The organism is Streptacidiphilus sp. MAP12-16 (genome assembly GCF_041262165.1).
GTDB lineage: Bacteria > Actinomycetota > Actinomycetes > Streptomycetales > Streptomycetaceae > Streptacidiphilus.
In genome coordinates this window covers 249,061-269,405 of the sequence record NZ_JBGCBY010000003.1, presented here as the reverse complement: position 1 = coordinate 269,405, position 20,345 = coordinate 249,061, and the positions used below count along the sequence as shown (strand labels likewise).

The window sequence follows — 20,345 nt, the reverse complement described above, 5'->3', positions numbered from 1 at the left end:
GGCGTGATCAGGCGTCCTTCTTCTCTTCCAGCCGGGGGAAGAGAATCTCGCCCTTGGTCACGGTCACGCCCGCCGGGAGCACGCCCCAGGCAGCCGCTTCGGTGACCTTCTGGTCAGCGAGGGCACCGAGCAGCGGCTCCGCACCCAGCGAGTCCCAGAGCAGGCCGCAGACGCGCGGCATCACCGGGTTGAGCAGCACCGCGATACCGCGCAGCGACTCCGCCGACGCGTACAGGATCGTGGCGAGGCGCGCCCGGCCCTCGTCGGAGGCGTCCTTCGCCACCTTCCAGGGCTCCTGCTCGGTGATGTAGCCGTTGACCTGCTTGACGAAGTCGAAGATCGCGGCGATGCCACCCGCGAAGTCGAGCTGCTCGCCGATCCGCTCGTCCGCCTCGGCGACGGCCTTCGCCAGACCGTCCGCGAGCGCCTGCTCGGCGGGACCGCTCGCGGTCGCGGCCGGGAGCTTGCCGTCGAAGTACTTGCCGACCATCGCCGCCACGCGGGAGGCGAGGTTGCCGAAGTCGTTGGCGAGCTCCGAGGTGTAGCGGGCGGAGAAGTCCTCCCAAGAGAAGGAGCCGTCGGTGCCGAACGGGATCGCGCGCAGGAAGTAGTACCGGTACGCGTCCACGCCGAAGTGGTCGGTGAGCTGGTGCGGCGAGATGCCCGTCAGGTTGGACTTGCTCATCTTCTCGCCGCCGACCATCAGCCAGCCGTTGGCGGCGATCTTCTTCGGCAGCGGCAGGCCGTTCGCCATCAGCATCGCGGGCCAGATGACGGCGTGGAACCGGAGGATGTCCTTGCCGACCAGGTGCACGTCCGCCGGGAAGGTCTGATCGAACTTGGCCGGGTCGGAGCCGTAGCCGACGGCGGTGGCGTAGTTCAGCAGCGCGTCGATCCACACGTAGATGACGTGCTTGGGGTCCCAGGGGACCTGCACGCCCCAGTCGAAGGTGGAGCGGGAGATGGAGAGGTCCTGCAGGCCCTGCTCGACGAAGCGCAGCACCTCGTTGCGGGCCGACTCGGGCTGGATGAAGCCCGGGTTGGCGGCGTAGAAGTCGAGGAGCTTGGGGCCGTACTCGGAGAGCTTGAAGAAGTAGTTCTCCTCCTTCAGCATCTCCACGGGCGTCTTGTGGATCGGGCAGAGCTTCACGCCGCCCTCGCCGTCGAGCAGGTCGCCGGGGCTCTTGAACTCCTCGCAGCCCACGCAGTAGGGGCCCTCGTAGCCGCCCTGGTAGACCTCGCCCTTGTCGTACAGGTCCTGGACGAACTCCTGGACCCGGGCGGTGTGCCGGTCCTCGGTGGTGCGGATGAAGTCGTCGTTGGCGATCTCCAGATGTGCCCAGAGGGGCTTCCACGCCTCCTCGACCAGCTGGTCGCACCACTGCTGCGGGCTGACGCCGTGGGCCTCGGCGGTGCGCATGATCTTCTGACCGTGCTCGTCCGTGCCGGTGAGGAACCACACCTTCTCGCCGCGCTGGCGGTGCCAACGAGAGAGCACGTCGCCTGCGACGGTCGTGTAGGCGTGGCCGAGGTGGGGGCGATCGTTGACGTAGTAGATCGGCGTTGTTACGTAGTAACTCTTGCCAGGGACTGGAGCGGCGGTCATGGCGCCATGGTATCGGGCGTCAGCGCGGCTCTTCGCCTCTATTTCCTCTCCCTGCGGAAGCCCCGCTCTCCCGCGACAGGTCCTGCTGATCACTCTCTACATCGCCGACCCACCCGATCGACAGTCGATCCCCGACAGGTGTGGGGGCGGAACCGCGTACACCCCTCTGCCCACCGCACTTGCCGGCAGCCACGCTCACCCTGTCGATCATCACGGCGAGGAAGGTCCTCCGCTGCCCGACATCCCAGGACCTCCAGAGGGACTCGGGGCTGAGGGGATCGCGGCCAGACGTCGCGCACTCGAGCCAGCTGTACGGAAGTGTCACCCGCCGGTGCTGAAGCTCGCCCAGCTCGGACACACGGCTCTCCAGTCGCGCCTCGGCGACTGTGAGTCGCTGCACGGCTTCGAGATAGCGCTCATGACCTGTCGTTCCCGCGAACGCGCCATCCTCCCGGTCCTGATAGACCTGCCGCAGCGCCGCTGAGACCTGATCCAACTCGGTGCGGGCCTGCCGAATCTCAGTCCGGTGCTCCGCTGTGTCACAACGTCCGGCGAACCGGCGCGCCACCGCTTCCACAGCCGCGCGTGCGCCGTGATCGCTGCAGATCGCGGCAAGGCGCGTCCACGTCGCGCGTACGAGGTGGTCCTCCAACGGAGCCGCCGCAATCGACACCGCGACAACTCCTGCAGAGGCATGCGCTTCCGCGTGACCCGTGCACTGATAGCGCTCCCCCGTGCTGCGAGCCGCGAACACGGACCCGCAACCAGCGCAGTGCAGAAGCCGAGTACGGGCGAACAGCAGCCCGGACTCCTCTGCGCCCCGCCGCTTCATCACCCCGGCCGCATGGTCAAGTCGTTCCTGCAACCGCCACCACTTGTCGGAAGGCATCAGCCCTTCGTGGACGTGGACAGGGCCGCCGTCGTCCCCGTACATGATCAGTGCGTGCCGTTCGTGCGCACTGTTCAATCCAGCCGAGTTCGGGACCGTACGCCGCGCCGACAGCGAGTATCCGGCGATACGCGGATCACGAAGAGCCTTGCGAACTGCGTGTCGTGTCCAGCTCTGCCGCCGTCTGTCGCCGGCATGGGGCGCGTCGGCGTCAACCAAGCGCCGTGCGATCTCACCGATGCTCTCCCCTTGGCAGATCCACTCGACCATGCGTAGCAACCACGGAGCAGTGAGCGGATCCGGGACCAGGCGGCGAATCACCACTTGGTCGATGACCGCGGGCTCAGCCCGCATACCGTACGGGGCAATCCCGTTGCGGTGCCCTCCACGTTTGATCACCTCAGCGGCGACTGTCCGTCCAAAGGCTGACGTGTTGTCGGATTCGTATGTCGCGAGTGTCGCGGCGAACGCGACCGTGGCCTCCGCGCGTGGATTTCCCTCGCTCGTGTCCAGCCACGGCTCGGTGGCAGACAACAACGCCACCCCCTTGCGATTCAACCGCTGGATGAGTTCCAGAGTCGGAAGCACGCCCTGGCGGGTGAGTCGGGACAGTGAGTAGACCATGAGCACGTCGAACTCGCCGGCATCGGCAGCAGCCAGCGCGGCAGCCAGCCCGGCGCGCTGCACTCCCGGAGTCCAACCGCTGACACCGATGTCGGCGTAGACGTGGTGCCCGGCGATGTGCCAACCGGGCCTTGCAGCGACCTCGGCGAGGCAGGAGTCAAGCTGCCCACGAGGTGAAGCCTGCGAGCAGTCGCCCGGGGCGCTGGACTGCCGGACGAGGACGGCGACGCGCACGGAGTCCGGACCCAGGACGCGCGGTGGACGCATCCGTTCCATGGCCGAGTTGACGACGGACAGCCATTCGGTGGGGCAGGTCAGGGAGAGTCGGGTGTGCTCAGCCATGGTGCGAGCATACGAACACCGCTTGCACCAGGAATGGGAATCCAGATCCTCATATCAACAGAGAAAGCCATGGCCTTCTCCGTCGACAGGTGAAGTACGCCGATGGGCTGAAGGGTCTGTGCAAGCGGCCACGGACGGTGTTCTCTTGGATACGGGGAGCAGCCTGCCGGGCTGGGGGACCGCAGTGTTTGGGGGCGCAGTGCAGCCGTTGGAATCCGATGATCCGCCGCAGCTCGGGGGATACCGGCTGCTGGCCCGACTGGGCGCGGGCGGCATGGGGCGGGTCTATCTGGCCAGGTCGCGCGGCGGGCGGCGGGTGGCGCTGAAGGTGATCCGGCCCGAGTTGGCCGACGACCAGGACTTCCGCGCCCGCTTCGCCCGCGAGGTCAGCTCGGCGCGGGTGGTCGGCGGGGCCTTCACCGTGGCCGTGCTGGACGCCGACGCGGAGGCGGCGACGCCCTGGCTGGCCACCGAGTTCGTGGCCGGCCCCGCGCTCAGCACCGCCGTCCGCGACCACGGGCCACTGCCGGTGGAGTCGGTTCGGGCGCTGGCCGCCGGGCTCGCCGAGGCGCTGGCCGCGATCCACGGCGCCGGAGTGATCCACCGCGACCTCAAGCCGTCGAACGTGCTGCTCGCCGCCGACGGCCCGCGCGTCATCGACTTCGGCATCTCGCGGGCGGTCGAGGCGACCGAGCTGACCCGTACCGGGATGATCGTGGGCTCGCCCGGCTTCATGTCCCCGGAGCAGATCGAGGGCCTGCCGGTGACGCCGGCCGCGGACGTCTTCTCGCTGGGCGCGGTGCTCGCGTACGCCGCGACCGGGGCCGGGCCCTTCGGTGAGGGCGCGACTCCGGCACTGCTCTACCGGGTGGTGCACAGCGAGCCGCGGCTCGACGAGGTTCCGGCGGAGTTGCGCAGCCTGGTCGCCGACTGCCTGGCCAAGGACCCGGCGCGGCGTCCGAGCCCCGACGCGCTGCTGGACCGGCTGGAGGAGACCACCACCCACGAGCCCACCCAGACCTGGCTGCCCGCCGAACTGACCGGCATGATCGCGCGGGTGGAGGCGGAGCTGCCGAGCCGCCTCGGCTCGCTCGCCGGGAAGACGGAGGCGGCAGGGACGGCGGGAACGCAGGCGGCAGCGGCCGGGGCGGGGGCGGACGGGGCGGCGCTGGCGGGGGCGGCCGGGGAGCGGGCGACGCCGCCGACGATGCCTCAGGGCGGGGTCCCGGTGCAGCCGACGCTGCCGGTCGGCTTCGGCCCAGCCCCGGCCGGGTTCGGACCTGCTCAGGTCGCCGGATTCGCTGCCGAGGGCCCGCCGACGCCACCGCTCACGGCGAGCACAGCGACCCGGGAGTCGGCAGGGTTGCCGCCTCGGCGCAGCCGCCGCACCGCGGCGGTCGTCGTGGCCGTCGCGGCGGCCCTGGCGCTGTCCGCAGCCGGGGTCGTGATCGCCAACGGCCGCAACCCCGGTTCGGCGTCCGCCGGCGGCAACCCCACGGTCAGTACCTCCGCCCAGCCGTCCGCAAGCACGAGTTCCGCGACCACTTCGCCGTCCGCCGCGACCAGCGCCGCCGGCAGCAGCGGTCCACCTCCGACGGCGAGCGCCAACCAGGGCGCAGGCACCGTCTACTACACCGTTCCCACGGTGACCGGGCAGTCCGTGTCCTACGCCACGCAACTGCTGGTCACCGCGGGGTTCAGCCGGAGCGCCATCAAGGTCGCCTACCACTGCTCGGCCGCCGGGTCCGGGGTGTACGCGCAGTCCCCCGACGCGGGGAGCCGGCAGCCGAGCACGGCCACGATCAAGCTGTCCGCCTCGCCCGACAACTGCGTCGCCTACCCCAACGAGGTGGGGCAGCCGCTCGCGACGGCGAAGACCGACCTCAAGGGCTTCAGCAATGTGAGCGTCCGCTACGTCTGCGCGGGCGGGACGGTCGGCAACGTCGTCGACCAGTCCCCCGCCGCGACGGCTGAGGCCTCCTACCCGTCCGACCAGCCGATCACCCTCACGGTCCAGCAGACCGCCTGCGGCAGCCCCTCGACCACACCCGCCCCGTCGTCGACGTACCCGACGCAGTCGCCCGCGCCGGGTACGACATAGCTGCTGCTTGGGAGCGGCTGCTTCGGTCACGCCTCCGGCGTGCCGTGGTGGCGGCGCATGTGGAAGTGGAACGGCAGGTGCAGGCGGCGCTCGCGGCGCGGGCGGGTCGGCGCGTGGACGACCTCAGGGGGCGGGACCGGGTCGGACGGGGCCGGGTGCTGCGGGATGTGCCAGTATGCGCTCGCCTCGGCAATACGTCCGGCCCGCATGATCCGGACGTGCGACCCGCCGCACCCGGGGCAGGCGGGCTTGGTCAGTGGCGAGGGGACGGGCACGCCGTTGGCCCGGTAGACGGTGTTCAGCACGCCCTTGGTGTCGGCCCGGTGCTCGATCTCGTACTCCTGCTCCCAGCCGAAGCCGCAGTTGAGGCAGGCGAAGGCGTAGGCCTCGTGGACCGCGGGCACGGCGGACGGGGTGGGTACGGAGGATGCGGTGGGTGCCACCGGCGCGGTCGAGGCGCCGAGCGTGGTGACGGCAGGGTCCCCAGTGGATTCGCTCATGTCGTGCTCCCGATGCCCTGCGGGCGTTCGCCCGCGTGAGGTCTTTGCTCACCCTCAGAATTACCCTCCGGAAATGTCCCGGATTCAGTTCGGAGGATTTCTTGGGAGAGTGTTGAACTTCTTTGTCCTGCGACTACCTGTTCCAGGGCGACGCTTGAGCGGCTCTTTGTCGGGCACTCGCTCCGCGCGCTCCTTGCGCAACCCTACGCTCCAGCCGCACGCCCCACGAGTCGCACGGTCACCTGGAGGGCACGGTCACCCGGAGGGCAGAGCCGAGTTCTTGGCCGCGACCACCGCGTCGAACACCGCGCGCTTCGCCACACCCGTCTCGACGGCCACCGCCGCGATCGCCTCCTTCCGCCGCTCCCCCGCCTCCTCCCGCACCGCGACCCTGCGGGCCAGCTCGTCGGGCCCCAGCGCGGACGGATCGGCCGGCGGCGCACCCTGGACCACCACGGTGATCTCGCCGCGCACCCCGTCCGCGGCCCAGGCCGCGAGCTCGGCCAGCGGACCGCGCTTGACCTCCTCGTACGTCTTGGTCAGCTCGCGGCAGACCGCCGCCGGCCGCTCCGCGCCGAACGCTTCGGCCATCGCCGTCAGCGAGTCCTCGATGCGGTGCGGCGACTCGAAGAACACCATCGTGCGCGGCTCGGCGGCGAGCTCGCGCAGACGCGAGCCGCGTTCGCCTCCCTTGCGGGGAAGGAAGCCCTCGAAGCAGAAGCGGTCCACCGGCAGCCCGGACAGCGCCAGCGCCGTCAGCACCGCCGAGGGTCCGGGCACGGCGGTGATCCGCACGCCCTTCTCCACCGCCGCCGCGACCAGGCGGTAGCCGGGGTCGGAGACCGACGGCATGCCCGCGTCCGTCACCAGCAGCACCCGCGCGCCGCCGAGCAGCGCGTCCACCAGCTCCGGCGTGCGGCCCACCTCGTTGCCCTCGAAGTAGGAGACGACACGCCCCTTCGGGGAGACCCCGAGCGCGTTCGCCAGCCGCCACATCCGCCGGGTGTCCTCGGCGGCGACGATGTCGGCGCCGGCGAGCTCCTCGCCGAGCCTCGGCGGCGCGTCCCCGACCTCGCCGATGGGGGTTCCTGCCAATACGAGTAGACCTGTCACCTCCCCATCCTCCCAGGATGGCGAGGTGGCCGTACCACCGACAGGGTTCGCCCCTACGATGCACGGGTGAGCGGAGACAGGGCGACAGGGACAGTGCCGGACGGCGACGGGACTCGCGGCGGCACGCACGGCGCGGCGACGCTGACCAGCGACCGGGCGGCGGACTCGCCGCGGCCCGACCCGGCCGGGACGACCCCGCGCCAGGTCCGGCCGGCGAGCGCCTGGCAGCAGCGCCTCGCCAGGCTCGGCTACCGCGAGCCGGAGCGCCGTCCGCTCCGCGAGCGCCTGGTCCCGCCTATGCCGGACGGTCCCGGGATCTCCACCGGCGCACCGTCAGCCGTCCTGGCCCGCCTGGGCATCCGCGTCCCCGCCGGACTGTGGGTGTGGCTGTGCCGCTGGTCAGGATGGCTGGCACCGCTCGCGGTGACCCTGTTCGGCGCGATCATGACGTTCACTCACCTCGGCACTCCGAACGACATCATCTTCGACGAGACGTACTACGCCAAGGACTCCTGGGCGCTGTGGCACTACGGCTTCGAGGTCAACTGGCCGGACAGCACCAACGCCGCGATCATGGCGTCGCCGCAGCACCTCCCCACCCCCACCGGGGCCGCGTTCATCGCACACCCCCCGGCGGGCAAGTGGGTCATCGGGTTCGGCGAGCTGCTGTTCGGGCTGCACCCCCTCGGCTGGCGCTTCATGGTCGCGGTGCTCGGCAGCCTCGCGGTGCTGCTGGTCTGCCGGATCGGGCGGCGGCTGTTCCGCTCGACGCTGCTCGGCTGCGTCGCCGGGCTGTTGATGTGCGTCGACGGCATGCACTTCGTGATGAGCCGCACCGGGCTGCTCGACCAGATGGTGATGTTCTGGGCGCTGTGCGCCTTCGGGCTGCTGCTGGTCGACCGGGACCGTACGCGGGCCCGGCTCGCCGACGCCGTCGGCGCGACGGTCGACAACCCGGACGCCGCGCCCGATCACGAACTGGCAGCCGGGGCCCGGCTCGGCTGGCGTCCGCTGCGCATCCTCGCGGGCGTCTGCCTGGGGCTGTGCTGCGCGACCAAGTGGAACGGCCTGGACTTCCTGGCGGCCTTCGCCGTCCTCTCGGTGCTGTGGGACGCCGCCGCCCGCAAGACGGCCGGGGATCGGCACCCCTACCGCAGGGCCCTGCTGCACGACGTGCCGTTCGCCTTCCTGTCGACGGTGGTCGTCGCCTTCTTCACGTACCTGGTGACCTGGTCCGGCTGGCTGTTCAGCAACGCCCACGTCGGCACCACCTACGGCGCCTACGACCGGCACTGGGCCGACCACCGGGCGGGGCTCTCCGCCGCGAGCTGGGGCCCGATCCCGCTGCCGCAGGTCGACCTGAGCTGGGTGCCCGCGCCGCTGCGCAGCCTGTGGCACTACCACTCGGAGATCTGGAACTTCAACACCACGCTGACCACCCCGCACACCTACATGTCCAACCCGTGGAGCTGGCTGGTCAACGGGCGGCCGGTGTCGTTCTACTACCCCAACAACCTCAAGCCCTCGCAGTGCGGCGGGGCGGCGCAGTGCTCCAGCGAGGTGCTGGCGATCGGCACCCCGCTGCTGTGGTGGGCCGCCTGCTTCGCGCTGCTCTACGCGCTGTACCGGTGGATCCTGGTGCGCGACTGGCGGGCGGGGGCGATCTGCTGCGGCATCGCGGCCGGATACCTGCCCTGGTTCCAGTGGCAGCAGCGGACGATCTTCCTCTTCTACTCCATCGACTTCGAGCCCTACCTGGTGCTGGCTCTCGCCCTGATGATCGGCGCCATCCTGGGCCGGGCGACCGCCTCCCGGGACCGCCGGCTGCTCGGTGGCATCGGCGCGGGCGTGCTGGTCGTCGCGATCATGGCGACATTCCTCTACTTCCTGCCGCTGTACGACGCGCAGATCATCCCGCTGGACAGCTGGCGCGCCAGGATGTGGTGGCCCACCTGGATCTGACCGGGGGAATGTCGGGTCCGCCCGGATGTGGGGGTCACGGTTTCCTCACTACTTCCCGGGCGCACCACGCATACCGCAGACGCACACGTACGATCCTTTGAACGATTGGGTGTCCTCGAAACGGGCGCCGCCCGGACTGGGGGGACAATGAACCGCGGCGCGAAAGCCGGAGTCATCGGCACCTGTGTGGTCATGCTGACCGCAGGCGGATACGGGGCCTACCACATCGTCAGCGCCGTCGCGGGAACGTCGTCAGCTGCGCCGCGACCGGCGGCGACCGCGCTGTCGACCACGCCGCCGAGCAACGACAACGCGCTGAAGCGCGCTCAGTCCTTCCTCGACAGCTGGCACGCGGGCCCGGACCACTACGCGGGCGCGGCGAGCGACACCAACGACCCGACCGCCGCGCAGACGGCGCTCGCCGGCTACGGCACCGGGTTGAAGCTGACCTCGGTGGCGTTCAGCAATGTCGCGGCGGCGGGCCTGTCCTCGACCGTGACCGGCGCCTCCCATGTGACGTTCACGGTCACGGCGCAGATCGCGGGCGGCACCTGGACCTACCCGGGGGCGCTGGACGTGGTGCAGAGCGTGGGCGGCAACACCTCGGTGCGCTGGGCGCCCAGCGTGCTGTACCCGAAGCTGACGCCCGGGCAGACGCTCGCCACGGGGCCGATCCCGGTGTCCGCCTCCGATGTGACGGTGACCGACAACAAGGGCGTCGAGCTGACAGCTGCTCAGGACCCCTCGCTCGGGGACATCCTCAACCAGTTGAAGACCAAGTTCGCCGCGAAGGCCACGGGCACCTCCGGCAGCGGCGTGGCGGTGGTCGACTCCACCGGGACCGCGGTGGCCACGGCCCAGGTGTTCACGCCCCCCACCGGCGCGAAGATCAAGACCACGCTGGACGCCAAGCTCCAGGCGCAGGCCGAGCTGGGGGTGAAGGACGCTCACCTGGCCGGCAAGGCGGCCGGCGTCGTCGCGATCGACCACAGCAACGGCTGGATCAAGGCGATCGCCTACAGCGGCAGCCAGGGCGACATCGCGATCAACGGCTGGTCGGCGCCGGGCTCCACCATGAAGATCATCACTGCGGCGACGCTGATCGACAAGGGCGGACTGAATCCCGGCTCTCCCGCACCCTGCACCCCCAACATCCTGGTGGCCGGGCAGACCTTCCAGAACGTGGACAACGAGCAGGCGAAGGCGTCGACCATGCAGGACGCCTTCAAGATGTCCTGCAACACCGCCTTCATCAAGTTGATGGACAACGCCTGGAACTCCAACCCCGCCGAGGGCTTCACCGCCCAGAGCGAGGAGGCCGCCAACGTCTTCGGCCTGGGCAACTGGTCGATCGGGGTCGCCACTATGAACCCGCAGGTCAAGCCGTCCAACGGCAGTCGCAATCTGCGAGCGGCGGACGCCATCGGGCAGGGCAACATCGCGGTCAGCCCGCTGGTGATGGCCTCCGTCGGCGCGACGGTCGCGAACAGCGGCTTCATGCAGCCGATCCTGGTGCCCGGCCTGGCGCAGACGCCCGCGTCGTCGCCGATCTCCTCGTCCACGGCCGCTGACCTGCGCAGGATGATGGTGGCCACCGCCCAGGGCGGCACCGCGGCACCGCGCGTCGGCGGGATGTCCGGGGTGGGCGCGAAGACCGGCACCGCGGAGATCGGCAACGGCCAGCCCAACAACGGCTGGTTCGTCGCCTACGACGGGAAACTGTCGGTCGCGGCCGAGGTCATCGGCGGCCTGCGCGGCGTCGACTCCGCGGGCTACGTGGTCGCGGACATCCTGCGCAACGACTGACAGCGATCGGCGGATCGGTGGGGTCGATCCGGTTGGTCCGGTTGATCCGGTCGGCCCGGTCGGCCCGGTTGATCAGGTCGCGGAGCCCGCGGCCGCACCGGTGGCGAGGTCCGCGCCCCAGCGGGCGAGGGCGGCGTCGAGGTCCAGACGCTCGATGCCGCCACCGTCGCCCGGCCACTCCGCGCGCGGGACACGCCACATGACCTCGAACTCGTTGCCGTCGGGGTCCTTGGCGTAGAAGGACTTGCTCACCCCGTGGTCGGTCGCGCCGACCAGCGAGCCGCGCTCCTGCAGCTTCGCGCCGACCTCGGCCAGCTCGCCGAGCGTGCCGACCTCCCAGGCGAGGTGGTAGAGACCGACCTGGCCCGGGGTCGGGCCCGGGGCCTGGGCGCCGATGGCGAAGAGGCCGAGGTCGTGGTCGTTGAGGGTGCCGGGAGCGCGGAGGAAGGCGGCCCGGTCGGCGATCTCGGCCGCGACCTCGAAGCCGAAGACATCGGTGTAGAAGGCGACGGAGCGGGGGACCTCGCGGATGTACAGCACTGCGTGGTTGAGGCGGCGGACGGCCATGGCGGGCTCCTCGGTCTGGTTCGGTGCGATCCCTGTCGACCAGTGAACAATATCTTCTCAGGAAAGTATTCCGCACCGCACCTCAGCGCACCGGGCCGGTCGGACTACGGCTCCGCCGCCGGTTCGGGTACCGGGACGGCGACCGCCTCGACGTCGGCATCCACGTCCATGTCCACGTCCACGTCTGCCGAGGGCACGTGCGTGGCGAGGCGGGGCCAGAGGACCAGCAGAACCGGGAGCTCGAGGTAGCCGAACCGGCCCGCCGGGGCGAGCAGGAAGGCCACGCCGACACCCACGGCGAGGCGGTCGGCCGCCTGGGTCACGTCGAGCGGCGGTCGGATCAGCAGCCAGAGCGCGACCGCGACGCCGCCCAGGGCCAGCAGCGTCAGCGAGGCGACGCGGCCGGACGGGCCGAGCTCGGCCAGCAGGTGCCCGGGGAGCGGGCTGTCCGCCGGGGTCCGCATCGACGCCATGCCGAGCGGGAAGCGGATCACCTGGTCCATGACGGCGTGCGGCGTCAGGATCGCCCCGGGGGCGATCAGCGCGGCAGCGAGCGCGAGGGTCGCCGCGGTGCAGCGCAGCGCCGCACGCCTCCCGTACAGGTGGAGCAGCAGCAACACGGCGACGGGCAGGGCGGGCCACGCCGTCCACTTGACCGCGCAGGCCAGGGCGAGGACGACGCCGGCCCGCACCGCGTACCCGCGTCCGGCGAGAGCGAGCCCCAGGCAGCAGAAGCCGATCAGCGGAAGGTCCACGCCGCCGGTCGTGGCGACCAGGGCGACCAGCGGGGAGGCGGTGACCGCGGCGAGCGGAACGGCCCAGGAGACGCCGCCCGCGCCGCCCGCGCTGGGCGTCCTGCCTGCCGTCCCGGTTGCCGTCCCGCCTGCTGTCGCGCCTGCACCGTCGTCCGCGGCCCCGTCGGACTGCGGACGCACCAGCCGCCAGGTCGCGACCAGGCAGGCGGCGAAGGCCACGAGGAACCAGATCCGGGCGTCGCTGACGACCTGCGGCAGCAGCCCGTCGTCGCCGAGCAGGGCGCGCGGGAGTCCGAAGAGCGCCATGGCCGGGAGGTACGGGTTGTAGCCCATGATCCCGTGCGGGTCCGGGAGGTACGGACTGCCGGTGTGCAGGAGTTGGACGGCGGAGTTCTGGACGACGCTCACTTCCGACTGCGCCCAGCCCTCCGCAACCATGAGGCCCAGCGGAATCACCACCGCACCCAGCACGGCGAGTGCGGTGGCGGCGCGCGCCACCTTCGGGCGGGGCAGGAAGGCCGAGGCACAGGCGGCCGCGACGTAGCCGAGGGCGGCGATCAGACCCCAGGCGCGCTGCGGGCCGAGGTCGGAGACCAGCGGGAAGGTTCCGGCCCAGATCGCGGAGCCGACGCAGCCGAGGATCCATGGCAGGCGGCTCGGTGCGTTCGGGTCGGCGGAGCGGAAGAAGCCGAAGGCGGTCAGGCCGAATCCGACCGCGGACTTCCCGCTGCGCTGGCGCGGCAGCCGAAGTCGGGTGGCGGCGCCGGTGGTCCGTTCCTTGCGCAGGACATGAGTCGTCGTCACAGTAACCCACGGTAGGAAGCCCGACACGGTGATGTCGTCACGCTGGAGAGTGGCTCCGATGTCCCTCTGAAGGATGGCGCCGGATGGGTTAACGCTGCGCTTTTCGCTGTTGTCGCCCGTGCCGCACAGGCGCTAGCGCCCTTCGCCCACGACACCGACGAGACCGTTCTCGTAGGCGAAGACCACGGCCTGGGTGCGGTCGCGCAGTTCCAGCTTGGCGAGGATGCGCCCCACGTGGGTTTTGATGGTCTGTTCGGACAGGAACAGTTCCTCGGCGATTTCGGAGTTGGACAGCCCCCTGGCGACCTGGCGCAGCACGTCCAGTTCGCGGACGGTGAGCGCGGCGACGGCTTCTGGGCGGAGGTTGCCGGAGCGGCGGCGGCGGGCGACGTCGTCGATCAGCCGGCGGGTCACGGAGGGCGCGAGCAGGGCCTCTCCGGCGGCGATGACCCGGACCGCGTTGATGAGGTCGCGGGCGGGAGCGTCCTTGAGCAGGAAACCGCTGGCACCGCGTGCCAGCGCCTCGTACACGTACTCGTCGAGGTCAAAGGTGGTCAGGATGAGGACGCGGGGGGTGCGGACGGGCGGATTGGCGGCGGAGGCCGGCGCCGTGGGGGTGTGGGCGGAGGCCGCGGTGGGGGTTCCGACGGGTGCGGTGGTGGGGGCTCCGACGATGCGGGCGGTGGCGGCGAGGCCGTCCATGCCCGGCATCCGGATGTCCATGACGACGACGTCGGGCCGGAGTTCGGCGGCGAGCTGGATGGCCCGCAACCCGTCGCCCGCCTCGCCGACGAGTTCGATGTCGGGGGCGGAGGAGAGGAGCGCGCCCAGTCCGTCCCTGACCATCTCCTGGTCGTCGACCAGCAGCACCTTGATACGGTCCGCCATGCGCTTCCCCCCGTTGGGTCGACCGGTGTCCGGTCGGGTCAGCTGTCGCCTGCCGCCGAGGACGATTCTCCCTCGTTCGGCGGCGACGCACCGTCCAGGGGTAGTTCGGCCGTGACCTCGAAGCCGCCGTGTTCGCGCGGTACGGCGCGCAGCGTGCCCCCGAGCATGGCGGCACGCTCGCGCATGCCGGTGAGACCGTGGCCGCCGTTGCCGCCGGGGGCGGGGCCGCCGGTGGTGCGCCCGTCGTCGGCGATGTGCACCTGGACGGCGTCGTGGGTGCGGACGACCTCGACCTCGACGCGGGCGCCGGGCGCGTGCCGCCCGGCGTTGCTGAGGGCCTCCTGGACGATGCGGTACACGGACACGTCCACGACGGCGGGCGGCCGGTCCGGGCCGCCGGCCAGGGTGAGGTCGACCTGCATGCCGGCCTGCCGCGCGGCACGGACCATCTCCGGGATCCGGTCGATGCCGGGCTGGGGTGAGCGCTCGGCGTTCTCGTCGTCCTCTCGGAGCAGGCCGATGACGCGGCGCATCTCGGTGAGGGCGGTGGTGGACGCCTCCCGGATCGCGCCGAAGGTTCTGAGGGTCTGCTCGGGCAGGCCGGGTTCCTTGTAGGGGGCGGCCTCGGCCTGGATGGCGATCATCGACATGTGGTGGGCGACGACGTCGTGCAGTTCGCGGGCGATCCGGGAGCGCTCCTCCAGGACCGCCTGGCGGGCGAGCCCGGCGCGGCGCTGCAACTCGGCGGCGACGAGGTGCCGTTCCGCCTCCTGGCGGGAGTGGATGGACTCGCCGAGCACCAGGACCAGGGTGACAACGACGGCGGCGACCGCGAGGACCACCGGCGGCATGCCGACCAGCGGCACGGCGGGGAGCAGCACCGCGATCGCGGTGAGCAGGTCGACGCCGACGGCGATGTCTCTGCCGTACACCTGGGCGGTGATGAAGAGCAGCACCACATAGGCCAGGCAGCCGCTGACCGGCCAGGGCCAGAAGGGAGTGGGGGCGTGGCCGACCTCGGCGAAGGTGGTGAGGGTGAGCCCGACCGCGGAGAGACGCCAGGCCGCGAGGGGCCGGTGGGCGGCGAGCAGCAGCGGCAGGACCTGAAGGCCGGCGAGGGCCCAGGCGAGGCTGCCCGGGACGAGCTGGTTGAGCTGGGTGTCCGCGGTCACGGTGAGGATGAACACACCGCAGACGCAGACGACCGCGAGGGCGTAGCGCAGGCGGGGGCTGGAGAGCGAGCGGACCAGCAGGACGCTCTGGTCGGGGGCGGCCCAGGCGGCCTGGTGTACGAGCTGCGCGGTGTGGCGCACCCGGGCGAGGGCGCGGACCGCGGCGCGCCGGAGGGCTCCGTCCATATCGCGTCGAGCTTAGGGCCTCCGGCTCGCGGGGTGGGTGGCCTCGCTCAGAAGTCGTGTCCGAGCAGCTTCTCGACCTCGGCGCGGGTGGGCAGGGACGGCTGGGCGCCGGGGAGGGTGGTGGCGAGGGCCGCGCTGGCGTTGGCCCGCCGTACGGCCTCGTGGAGCGGGCTGCCGCCGGCGATGGCGTAGGCGAGCGCGCCGCAGAAGGCGTCGCCGGCGGCGGTGGTGTCAACCGGGGTGACCTCGAGTGCGGGGACGAGGAGAACGGCGCCCTCTTCGCAGAGCAGTGCTCCGTCCCGGCCGAGGGTGACCACGACGGCGGCGGGGCCGCGCAGCTGGCGGGCGGCATCGGCGACGGCGTGCAGGTCCGGCAGCGGGTGGCCGACCAGGGCGGCGAGCTCCGTGCGGTTGGGGACCAGGACGTCGACCATGTCCAGCAGCTCGGCCGGGAGGTCCCGAGCGGGGGCCGGGTTGAGCAGGACCGTGCCGCCCGCGAGGCGGGCCGCGGCCTCCACGGTGGCGGCGGGGATCTCCTGCTGCAGAAGAGTGACGCTCGCGTCACGGAGCACCGCACCCGACGCGGCGCAATGCTCCGGAAAGAGAGCACTGTTCGCGCCAGGACTGACGATGATCGAGTTCTCCCCCGTCATCCGGTCGACCGCGATCAGCGCCCGCCCGGTGCTGACGCCCGCCTCAGCGAGCACCCACCGGACATCCACGCCCTCCCGCTCCAGCACCGCCCGCAGCGCCGTCCCGGCCTGGTCCATGCCGACCCGCCCCACCATCGCGACCTGCGCACCAAGGCGCGCCGCCGCCACCGCCTGGTTCGCACCCTTGCCACCGGGGTGCTCCGCCAGGTCACCGCCCAGCACCGTCTCCCCCGGCACCGGATGATGCGGCACCGGCACCACGAGGTCGAGGTTGATGCTGCCCACCACTGCGATCATCGGCATGGGACTACTTTAGGCAGCCCGCCCGTCAGGCAGCCCGCCCGCCGCTCAGCCGATCAGGAGGTCGGCAGCCCGATCTCGGGAGCGATATCCGATGGGCCTCACGGTCGCTTCGTGGGTGGGGACGAAACGGGGAAGGTGAAGCCGATCTCCGCCCCGCCCCGGGAGTCGGGCCGGTTGCGGGCGAAGACCGTCCCCCCATGGCTCTCCGCGACCTCCCGCACGATCGCCAGTCCCAGGCCGGATCCCGGCAGGCTGCGCGCCGCGGTCGCCCGGTAGAACCGGTCGAAGACCCGGTCGAGGTCGGCCTCGTCGATGCCGGGGCCCCGGTCGAGCACCGCGACCCGGCCCGGTTGCACCCGCAGCAGGATCTCGCTCGGCTCGGAAGTGAACTTCGCCGCGTTCTCCACCAGGTTGGTCAGCGCCCGCTGCAGCGCGCCGGCCCGCCCGGTGAGGGGCACCGGCACCGCCTCGACCACGATCTCACGCCCGGTACGGCGGCGCGCCAGGTCGGCGACCCGTTCGGCGAGCACGTCCAGGTCGAACTCCGTCGGTTCCTCCGCCTCGCGGCGGTCGGCGGCGAGCTCGACCAGCTCGTTCACCAGCACGCTCAGCTCGCGGGTCTCCGTCGCCAGGTCGTCCAGCAGCGCCGCTTTGGACTCCGGCGGCAACCGGTCGAGATGCGGCAGAGCCGCGATGTTGGTGCGCAGCGAGGTCAGCGGGGTCCGCAGCTCGTGCCCGGCGTCCTGGACCAGGCGGCGCTGGTCGTCCTTGGAACGGGCGAGCCTGCCCAGCATGTCGTCGAAGGCCCGGCCGAGCCGGCCGATCTCGTCGCTGCCCCGGCGCGGGACGTCCACGTCCAGCGTTCCGGTGGAGGCGACGTGCTCGGCCGCGCCGGTCAGGCTGACCAGCCGCCGGGTGATCCGCCCGGCCAGCCACCAGCCGGCGGCGCCGGCGGCGAGCACGACGGTGGTGGCCAGCAGCGCCGTGCGCTCCAGCAGGATGTCCAGCAGGTCGTCGGTGGCGCTCAGCCGCTCGGAGAGCTGTACCGCCCCGCGTCCCCCGCCGAGAGAGACCGTGACGACGCGGTAGCGGTCGCCTCCGGTGTCCTCGGTGACGTCGTGGATCTGGCCGGCCTTCTTCCCGGTGGCGAGCCTGCGGTCGGTCGCGTCGACGGGCAACGGGTCCGGCGCGCCCTGCTCGACCACGTTGCCCGCGGGGCCCAGGACCTGGATGCCGATGTCCCCGGACTGGGTCAGCCGGTCCTCGAGCTGGTCGTGGTTCTGGTTGGAGGGCAGGAAGTCGGACGGGTAGAGCGGCGACTGGTCGACGGCGGCTACCAGGGTGTCCAGGGACTGGCTGAAGTCGCTGGCCCGGTCGTGCCGGATCAGGTTCGCCGCGGCGTCGTAGCCGAGGCCGCCGACCAGTACCGCGACCAGGGCCGCGACGCCGGCGAAGGCCACCGCGAAACGCACCCGCAGACCGGCCGGCAGCTTCCCGGGGAGCTCGGAGAGCTTTCGGAGCCCACCGACGTGCGGCAGGAGGGGGAGCCGCGGACGCAGCCCGCTCACGGCTCGCGCAGGGTGTAGCCGACACCTCGGACGGTGTGGATCAGCGCGGGCGCGTCCTGGACTTCGAGCTTCCGGCGCAGGTAGCCGATGTAAACGGCGAGGTTCTTGGATCCCGGGCCGAAGTCGTAGCCCCAGATCCGGTCGTAGACCGTGCTGTGGTCCAGCACGATCCCGGCGTTGCGGGCCAGCAGCTCCAGCAGGTCGTACTCGGTCCTGGAGAGGGCGATCTCGGTGTCCCGGCGCCACACCCGGCGCGCGGTCGGGTCGATCCGCAGGTCGGCGACCTCGATCACGTCGTCCAACGGGTACGCGACCTGGGTGGACGGCGGGTCGGCCGGTACCGGCACCGGCATGGCGCGCCGCAGCAGCGCGCGCAGCCGGGCCAGCAGCTCGTCCGCCTCGAAGGGCTTGACCATGTAGTCGTCGGCGCCTGCGTCGAGCCCGGCGACGCGGTCGGAGGTCTCGACCCGCGCGGTGAGCATGAGGATCGGCGTGCGGTCGTTCTCCGCGCGCAGCACCCCGCAGACGGCGAGGCCGTCGATGCCCGGCATCATCACGTCGAGGACGATGACGTCGGGGCCCTCCTTGTGGATCGCCGCCAACGCCTGGATGCCGTCGGCGACGGCGGTCACCTGGTAACCCTCCAGGGTCAGCAGGCGAACTACGGAATCGCGAATGGCCCGGTCGTCCTCGGCCAGCAGTACTGTCGACGTCACAGCGATGATTCTCTCCGGGGGGCATGAGAGAGCGGGTAAGAGTCCACTCCTGTACGGCGCTCTCCAGTGTCGCCGATGCCCGACCCGTACGAACGCCACCCCTACGAACGCCACCCCTACGAACGCCACCCCGCCTCGACGATCGGCCCCGGCAGCTCGACGATCAGCCCCGGTAGACGGTCAGTACCGCGCCGTCTATCTCGATTCGGCGGGTGCCGGCCAGGTCGCCCCGGCGCAGTGCCGCGAGGCAGCGGCGGAACAGCAGCATCTCGGCGCCGTCCAGAACGGCCGCGGCGAGGTCGAGCACCTCGGTGAGGTTGGCGTCGGTGAGCTCGGCCGGCAGCTCGCCGGACAGCAGCACGACGGACTCCCCGCTGCTGCCCCGGACGACGGCGGTGGTGGGGCTTCCCTGTACGACCAGCACGTATCCCCCTGGTCCCGGGGGCAGCGTGCGGCTCACCCGCCCCTTTCACGAGGTGACGCTAGCCGCATATACGACCGACAGCGGCAGGAGCCGGCGATATTCGCCCTATCCGGTCATCCCTGGACAATCAGGGAACCGGAACGGGCAGGAGCTGCGTACTAGTTGTCCGTTTCCGCCGGGCCCGTGCGGCGGTCGAGCAGCGATTCGACCAGGGCCGCGACATGGCGGCGGTCGTCCACCGAGAGCTTCTGCAGACTGGCGATCAGCACGTCCACCTCGGGGTCGGGAGCGGTCCCGCCGCCGGCGGCGTACAGGTGGATGCCGCAGGCCTCCGCCGCCGCGCGGCGGACGGCGTCCAACGGCAGGTCGAGGGCCCGGGCCAGGCCCTCGAGGGTGGCCGGCTGCGGCATTCTGACCAGCCGTTCGGTGGTGGCGAGGTGGTGCACGGTGGAGCGGGGGATGCCGCCACGCCGCGCGGCCTCGCCATAGGACCAGCCCTGCCGGTCCAAGCGCTCTCTCATCAACTGCTGCAGGGCGTTGGACACCTGGCTGACGCCTCCTGTCGGCCGCCCCTTCGGCGGCCTGCGACGGACCGATTCTACGGCGATCACCTGTTCCGGCACCGAGCCAGGGGCTCTCACCTGGCAATTTCTCTCTGTTACCGGTCTGTTGCAGAACGTGGCACCCGAATCGCTTGCGGGACTCCCTCCAGGCCTACTACTGTCCAATCTCGTTGGACAACATGTCCGACCGAGTTGGACGGGAGTTGGGGGGGATCCCTTCGCCGTCCGACCGTAACTGTCCATTCCTTAGGGGGAATTGACCATGCTTGAGATGCACGAGCTGGACGCCGAGTCGGCCGAGCTGCTCCCCGGCCGCGAGGCCCTGGGCAAGCTGAAGTTCAGCTTCACCAAGACCGTCAACGTCACCAAGCACGTCGCCAACGTCAGCGCCCACAACGAGTCGTCCGCGGCCAACTGGGGCTCCGACCTCGCGCTGGCCCAGTCGGGCGCCGACCAGGCGATCAGCATCCACCAGTAGCAGCGCGCCCCACCCTCCGGCTCCTCGCCGGCCCCAGCTTCACACACCACGTCAGACACCTCACGAAAGGCACCACCATGAGCATGGACATGAACGAGCTCGACGCCGAGTCCGCCGAGCTGCTCCCCGGCCGCGAGGCCCTGGGCAAGCTGAAGTTCAGCTTCACCAAGACCGTCAACGTGACGAAGCACGTCGCCAACGTGCACGCCCACAACGAGTCGTTCGCGGCCAACTTCGGCTCCGACGGCGCGACCGCTCAGTCCGAGGCCGCCCAGTCGATCAGCATCAGCCAGTAGTCCAGCAGCACTGCGCAGCACCTAGCACC

18 protein-coding genes are annotated in these 20,345 nt (G+C 71.3%); 5 read left to right on the top strand and 13 right to left on the bottom strand.

Going from position 1 to position 20,345, the window contains the following annotated elements; translation table 11 throughout:
- Nucleotides 1-7: 7 nt before the first annotated feature.
- Nucleotides 8-1,606 carry a methionine--tRNA ligase gene (gene metG / locus ABIA33_RS05105; protein WP_370077514.1) on the bottom strand — a complete coding sequence of 533 codons (1,599 nt, stop codon included), beginning with the start codon at nt 1,604-1,606 and terminating at the stop codon, nt 8-10.
- Between the two features lie 19 nt (nt 1,607-1,625).
- A complete protein-coding gene (locus ABIA33_RS05100) occupies nt 1,626-3,461 on the bottom strand; it encodes a recombinase family protein (protein WP_370077511.1) in 1,836 nt (611 codons plus the stop codon).
- Nucleotides 3,462-3,669: 208 nt separating this feature from the next.
- Here ABIA33_RS05100 and ABIA33_RS05095 point away from each other — a divergent pair, with 208 nt between their 5' ends.
- The gene (locus tag ABIA33_RS05095) at nt 3,670-5,562 is read left to right on the top strand and encodes a protein kinase (protein WP_370077509.1); all 1,893 of its coding nucleotides are present in this window, start codon (nt 3,670-3,672) and stop codon (nt 5,560-5,562) included.
- Between the two features lie 26 nt (nt 5,563-5,588).
- Here ABIA33_RS05095 and ABIA33_RS05090 read toward each other — a convergent pair whose 3' ends face one another.
- A complete protein-coding gene (locus tag ABIA33_RS05090; protein ID WP_370077507.1) occupies nt 5,589-6,062 on the bottom strand; it encodes a hypothetical protein in 474 nt (157 codons plus the stop codon).
- A 255-nt stretch (nt 6,063-6,317) separates the two neighbouring features.
- Nucleotides 6,318-7,175: a 16S rRNA (cytidine(1402)-2'-O)-methyltransferase gene (gene rsmI, locus ABIA33_RS05085; RefSeq protein WP_370077505.1), complete on the bottom strand. Its 858-nt coding sequence runs from the start codon at nt 7,173-7,175 to the stop codon at nt 6,318-6,320.
- 66 nt (nt 7,176-7,241) lie between these two features.
- Between rsmI and ABIA33_RS05080 the strand changes: the two genes are divergently transcribed.
- Both ABIA33_RS05080 and ABIA33_RS05075 read left to right on the top strand, forming a co-directional pair.
- Nucleotides 7,242-9,137: a dolichyl-phosphate-mannose--protein mannosyltransferase gene (locus ABIA33_RS05080; RefSeq protein WP_370077503.1), complete on the top strand. Its 1,896-nt coding sequence runs from the start codon at nt 7,242-7,244 to the stop codon at nt 9,135-9,137.
- Between the two features lie 147 nt (nt 9,138-9,284).
- Nucleotides 9,285-10,943, top strand: coding sequence for a penicillin-binding transpeptidase domain-containing protein (locus ABIA33_RS05075; RefSeq protein WP_370077500.1), 1,659 nt, complete (start codon nt 9,285-9,287; stop codon nt 10,941-10,943).
- Nucleotides 10,944-11,015: 72 nt separating this feature from the next.
- Here the strand turns inward: ABIA33_RS05075 and ABIA33_RS05070 are convergent, their stop codons facing one another.
- The 9 genes from ABIA33_RS05070 to ABIA33_RS05030 all read right to left on the bottom strand — a co-directional run bounded on the left by ABIA33_RS05070 (nt 11,016) and on the right by ABIA33_RS05030 (nt 19,524).
- Entirely contained in the window at nt 11,016-11,510 is a 495-nt protein-coding gene (locus ABIA33_RS05070; protein ID WP_370077498.1) for a VOC family protein, read from the bottom strand.
- A 104-nt stretch (nt 11,511-11,614) separates the two neighbouring features.
- Complete coding sequence (locus ABIA33_RS05065) at nt 11,615-13,069, bottom strand: glycosyltransferase 87 family protein (protein ID WP_370077496.1); 1,455 nt, start codon at nt 13,067-13,069, stop codon at nt 11,615-11,617.
- Between the two features lie 132 nt (nt 13,070-13,201).
- On the bottom strand, nt 13,202-13,957 hold the full coding sequence (locus tag ABIA33_RS05060) for a response regulator (RefSeq protein WP_370077494.1): 756 nt from the start codon (nt 13,955-13,957) through the stop codon (nt 13,202-13,204).
- Between the two features lie 38 nt (nt 13,958-13,995).
- Entirely contained in the window at nt 13,996-15,315 is a 1,320-nt protein-coding gene (locus ABIA33_RS05055; protein WP_370077492.1) for a sensor histidine kinase, read from the bottom strand.
- A gap of 47 nt (nt 15,316-15,362) precedes the next feature.
- Complete coding sequence (gene rbsK, locus ABIA33_RS05050; protein WP_370077766.1) at nt 15,363-16,265, bottom strand: ribokinase; 903 nt, start codon at nt 16,263-16,265, stop codon at nt 15,363-15,365.
- 104 nt (nt 16,266-16,369) lie between these two features.
- A complete protein-coding gene (locus ABIA33_RS05045) occupies nt 16,370-17,839 on the bottom strand; it encodes an ATP-binding protein (protein WP_370077490.1) in 1,470 nt (489 codons plus the stop codon).
- Complete coding sequence (locus tag ABIA33_RS05040) at nt 17,836-18,555, bottom strand: response regulator transcription factor (protein ID WP_370077488.1); 720 nt, start codon at nt 18,553-18,555, stop codon at nt 17,836-17,838. Before ABIA33_RS05040 ends, ABIA33_RS05045 begins: the two co-directional genes overlap by 4 nt.
- 163 nt (nt 18,556-18,718) lie before the next feature.
- Nucleotides 18,719-18,979, bottom strand: a complete 261-nt coding sequence (locus tag ABIA33_RS05035) for a hypothetical protein (protein WP_370077486.1) — start codon at nt 18,977-18,979, stop codon at nt 18,719-18,721.
- Nucleotides 18,980-19,137: 158 nt separating this feature from the next.
- Entirely contained in the window at nt 19,138-19,524 is a 387-nt protein-coding gene (locus ABIA33_RS05030) for a helix-turn-helix domain-containing protein (RefSeq protein ID WP_370077484.1), read from the bottom strand.
- A 280-nt stretch (nt 19,525-19,804) separates the two neighbouring features.
- Between ABIA33_RS05030 and ABIA33_RS05025 the strand changes: the two genes are divergently transcribed.
- Both ABIA33_RS05025 and ABIA33_RS05020 read left to right on the top strand, forming a co-directional pair.
- Entirely contained in the window at nt 19,805-20,020 is a 216-nt protein-coding gene (locus ABIA33_RS05025; RefSeq protein ID WP_370077482.1) for a hypothetical protein, read from the top strand.
- A gap of 77 nt (nt 20,021-20,097) precedes the next feature.
- A complete protein-coding gene (locus tag ABIA33_RS05020) occupies nt 20,098-20,316 on the top strand; it encodes a hypothetical protein (RefSeq protein ID WP_370077480.1) in 219 nt (72 codons plus the stop codon).
- Nucleotides 20,317-20,345 lie beyond the last annotated feature (29 nt).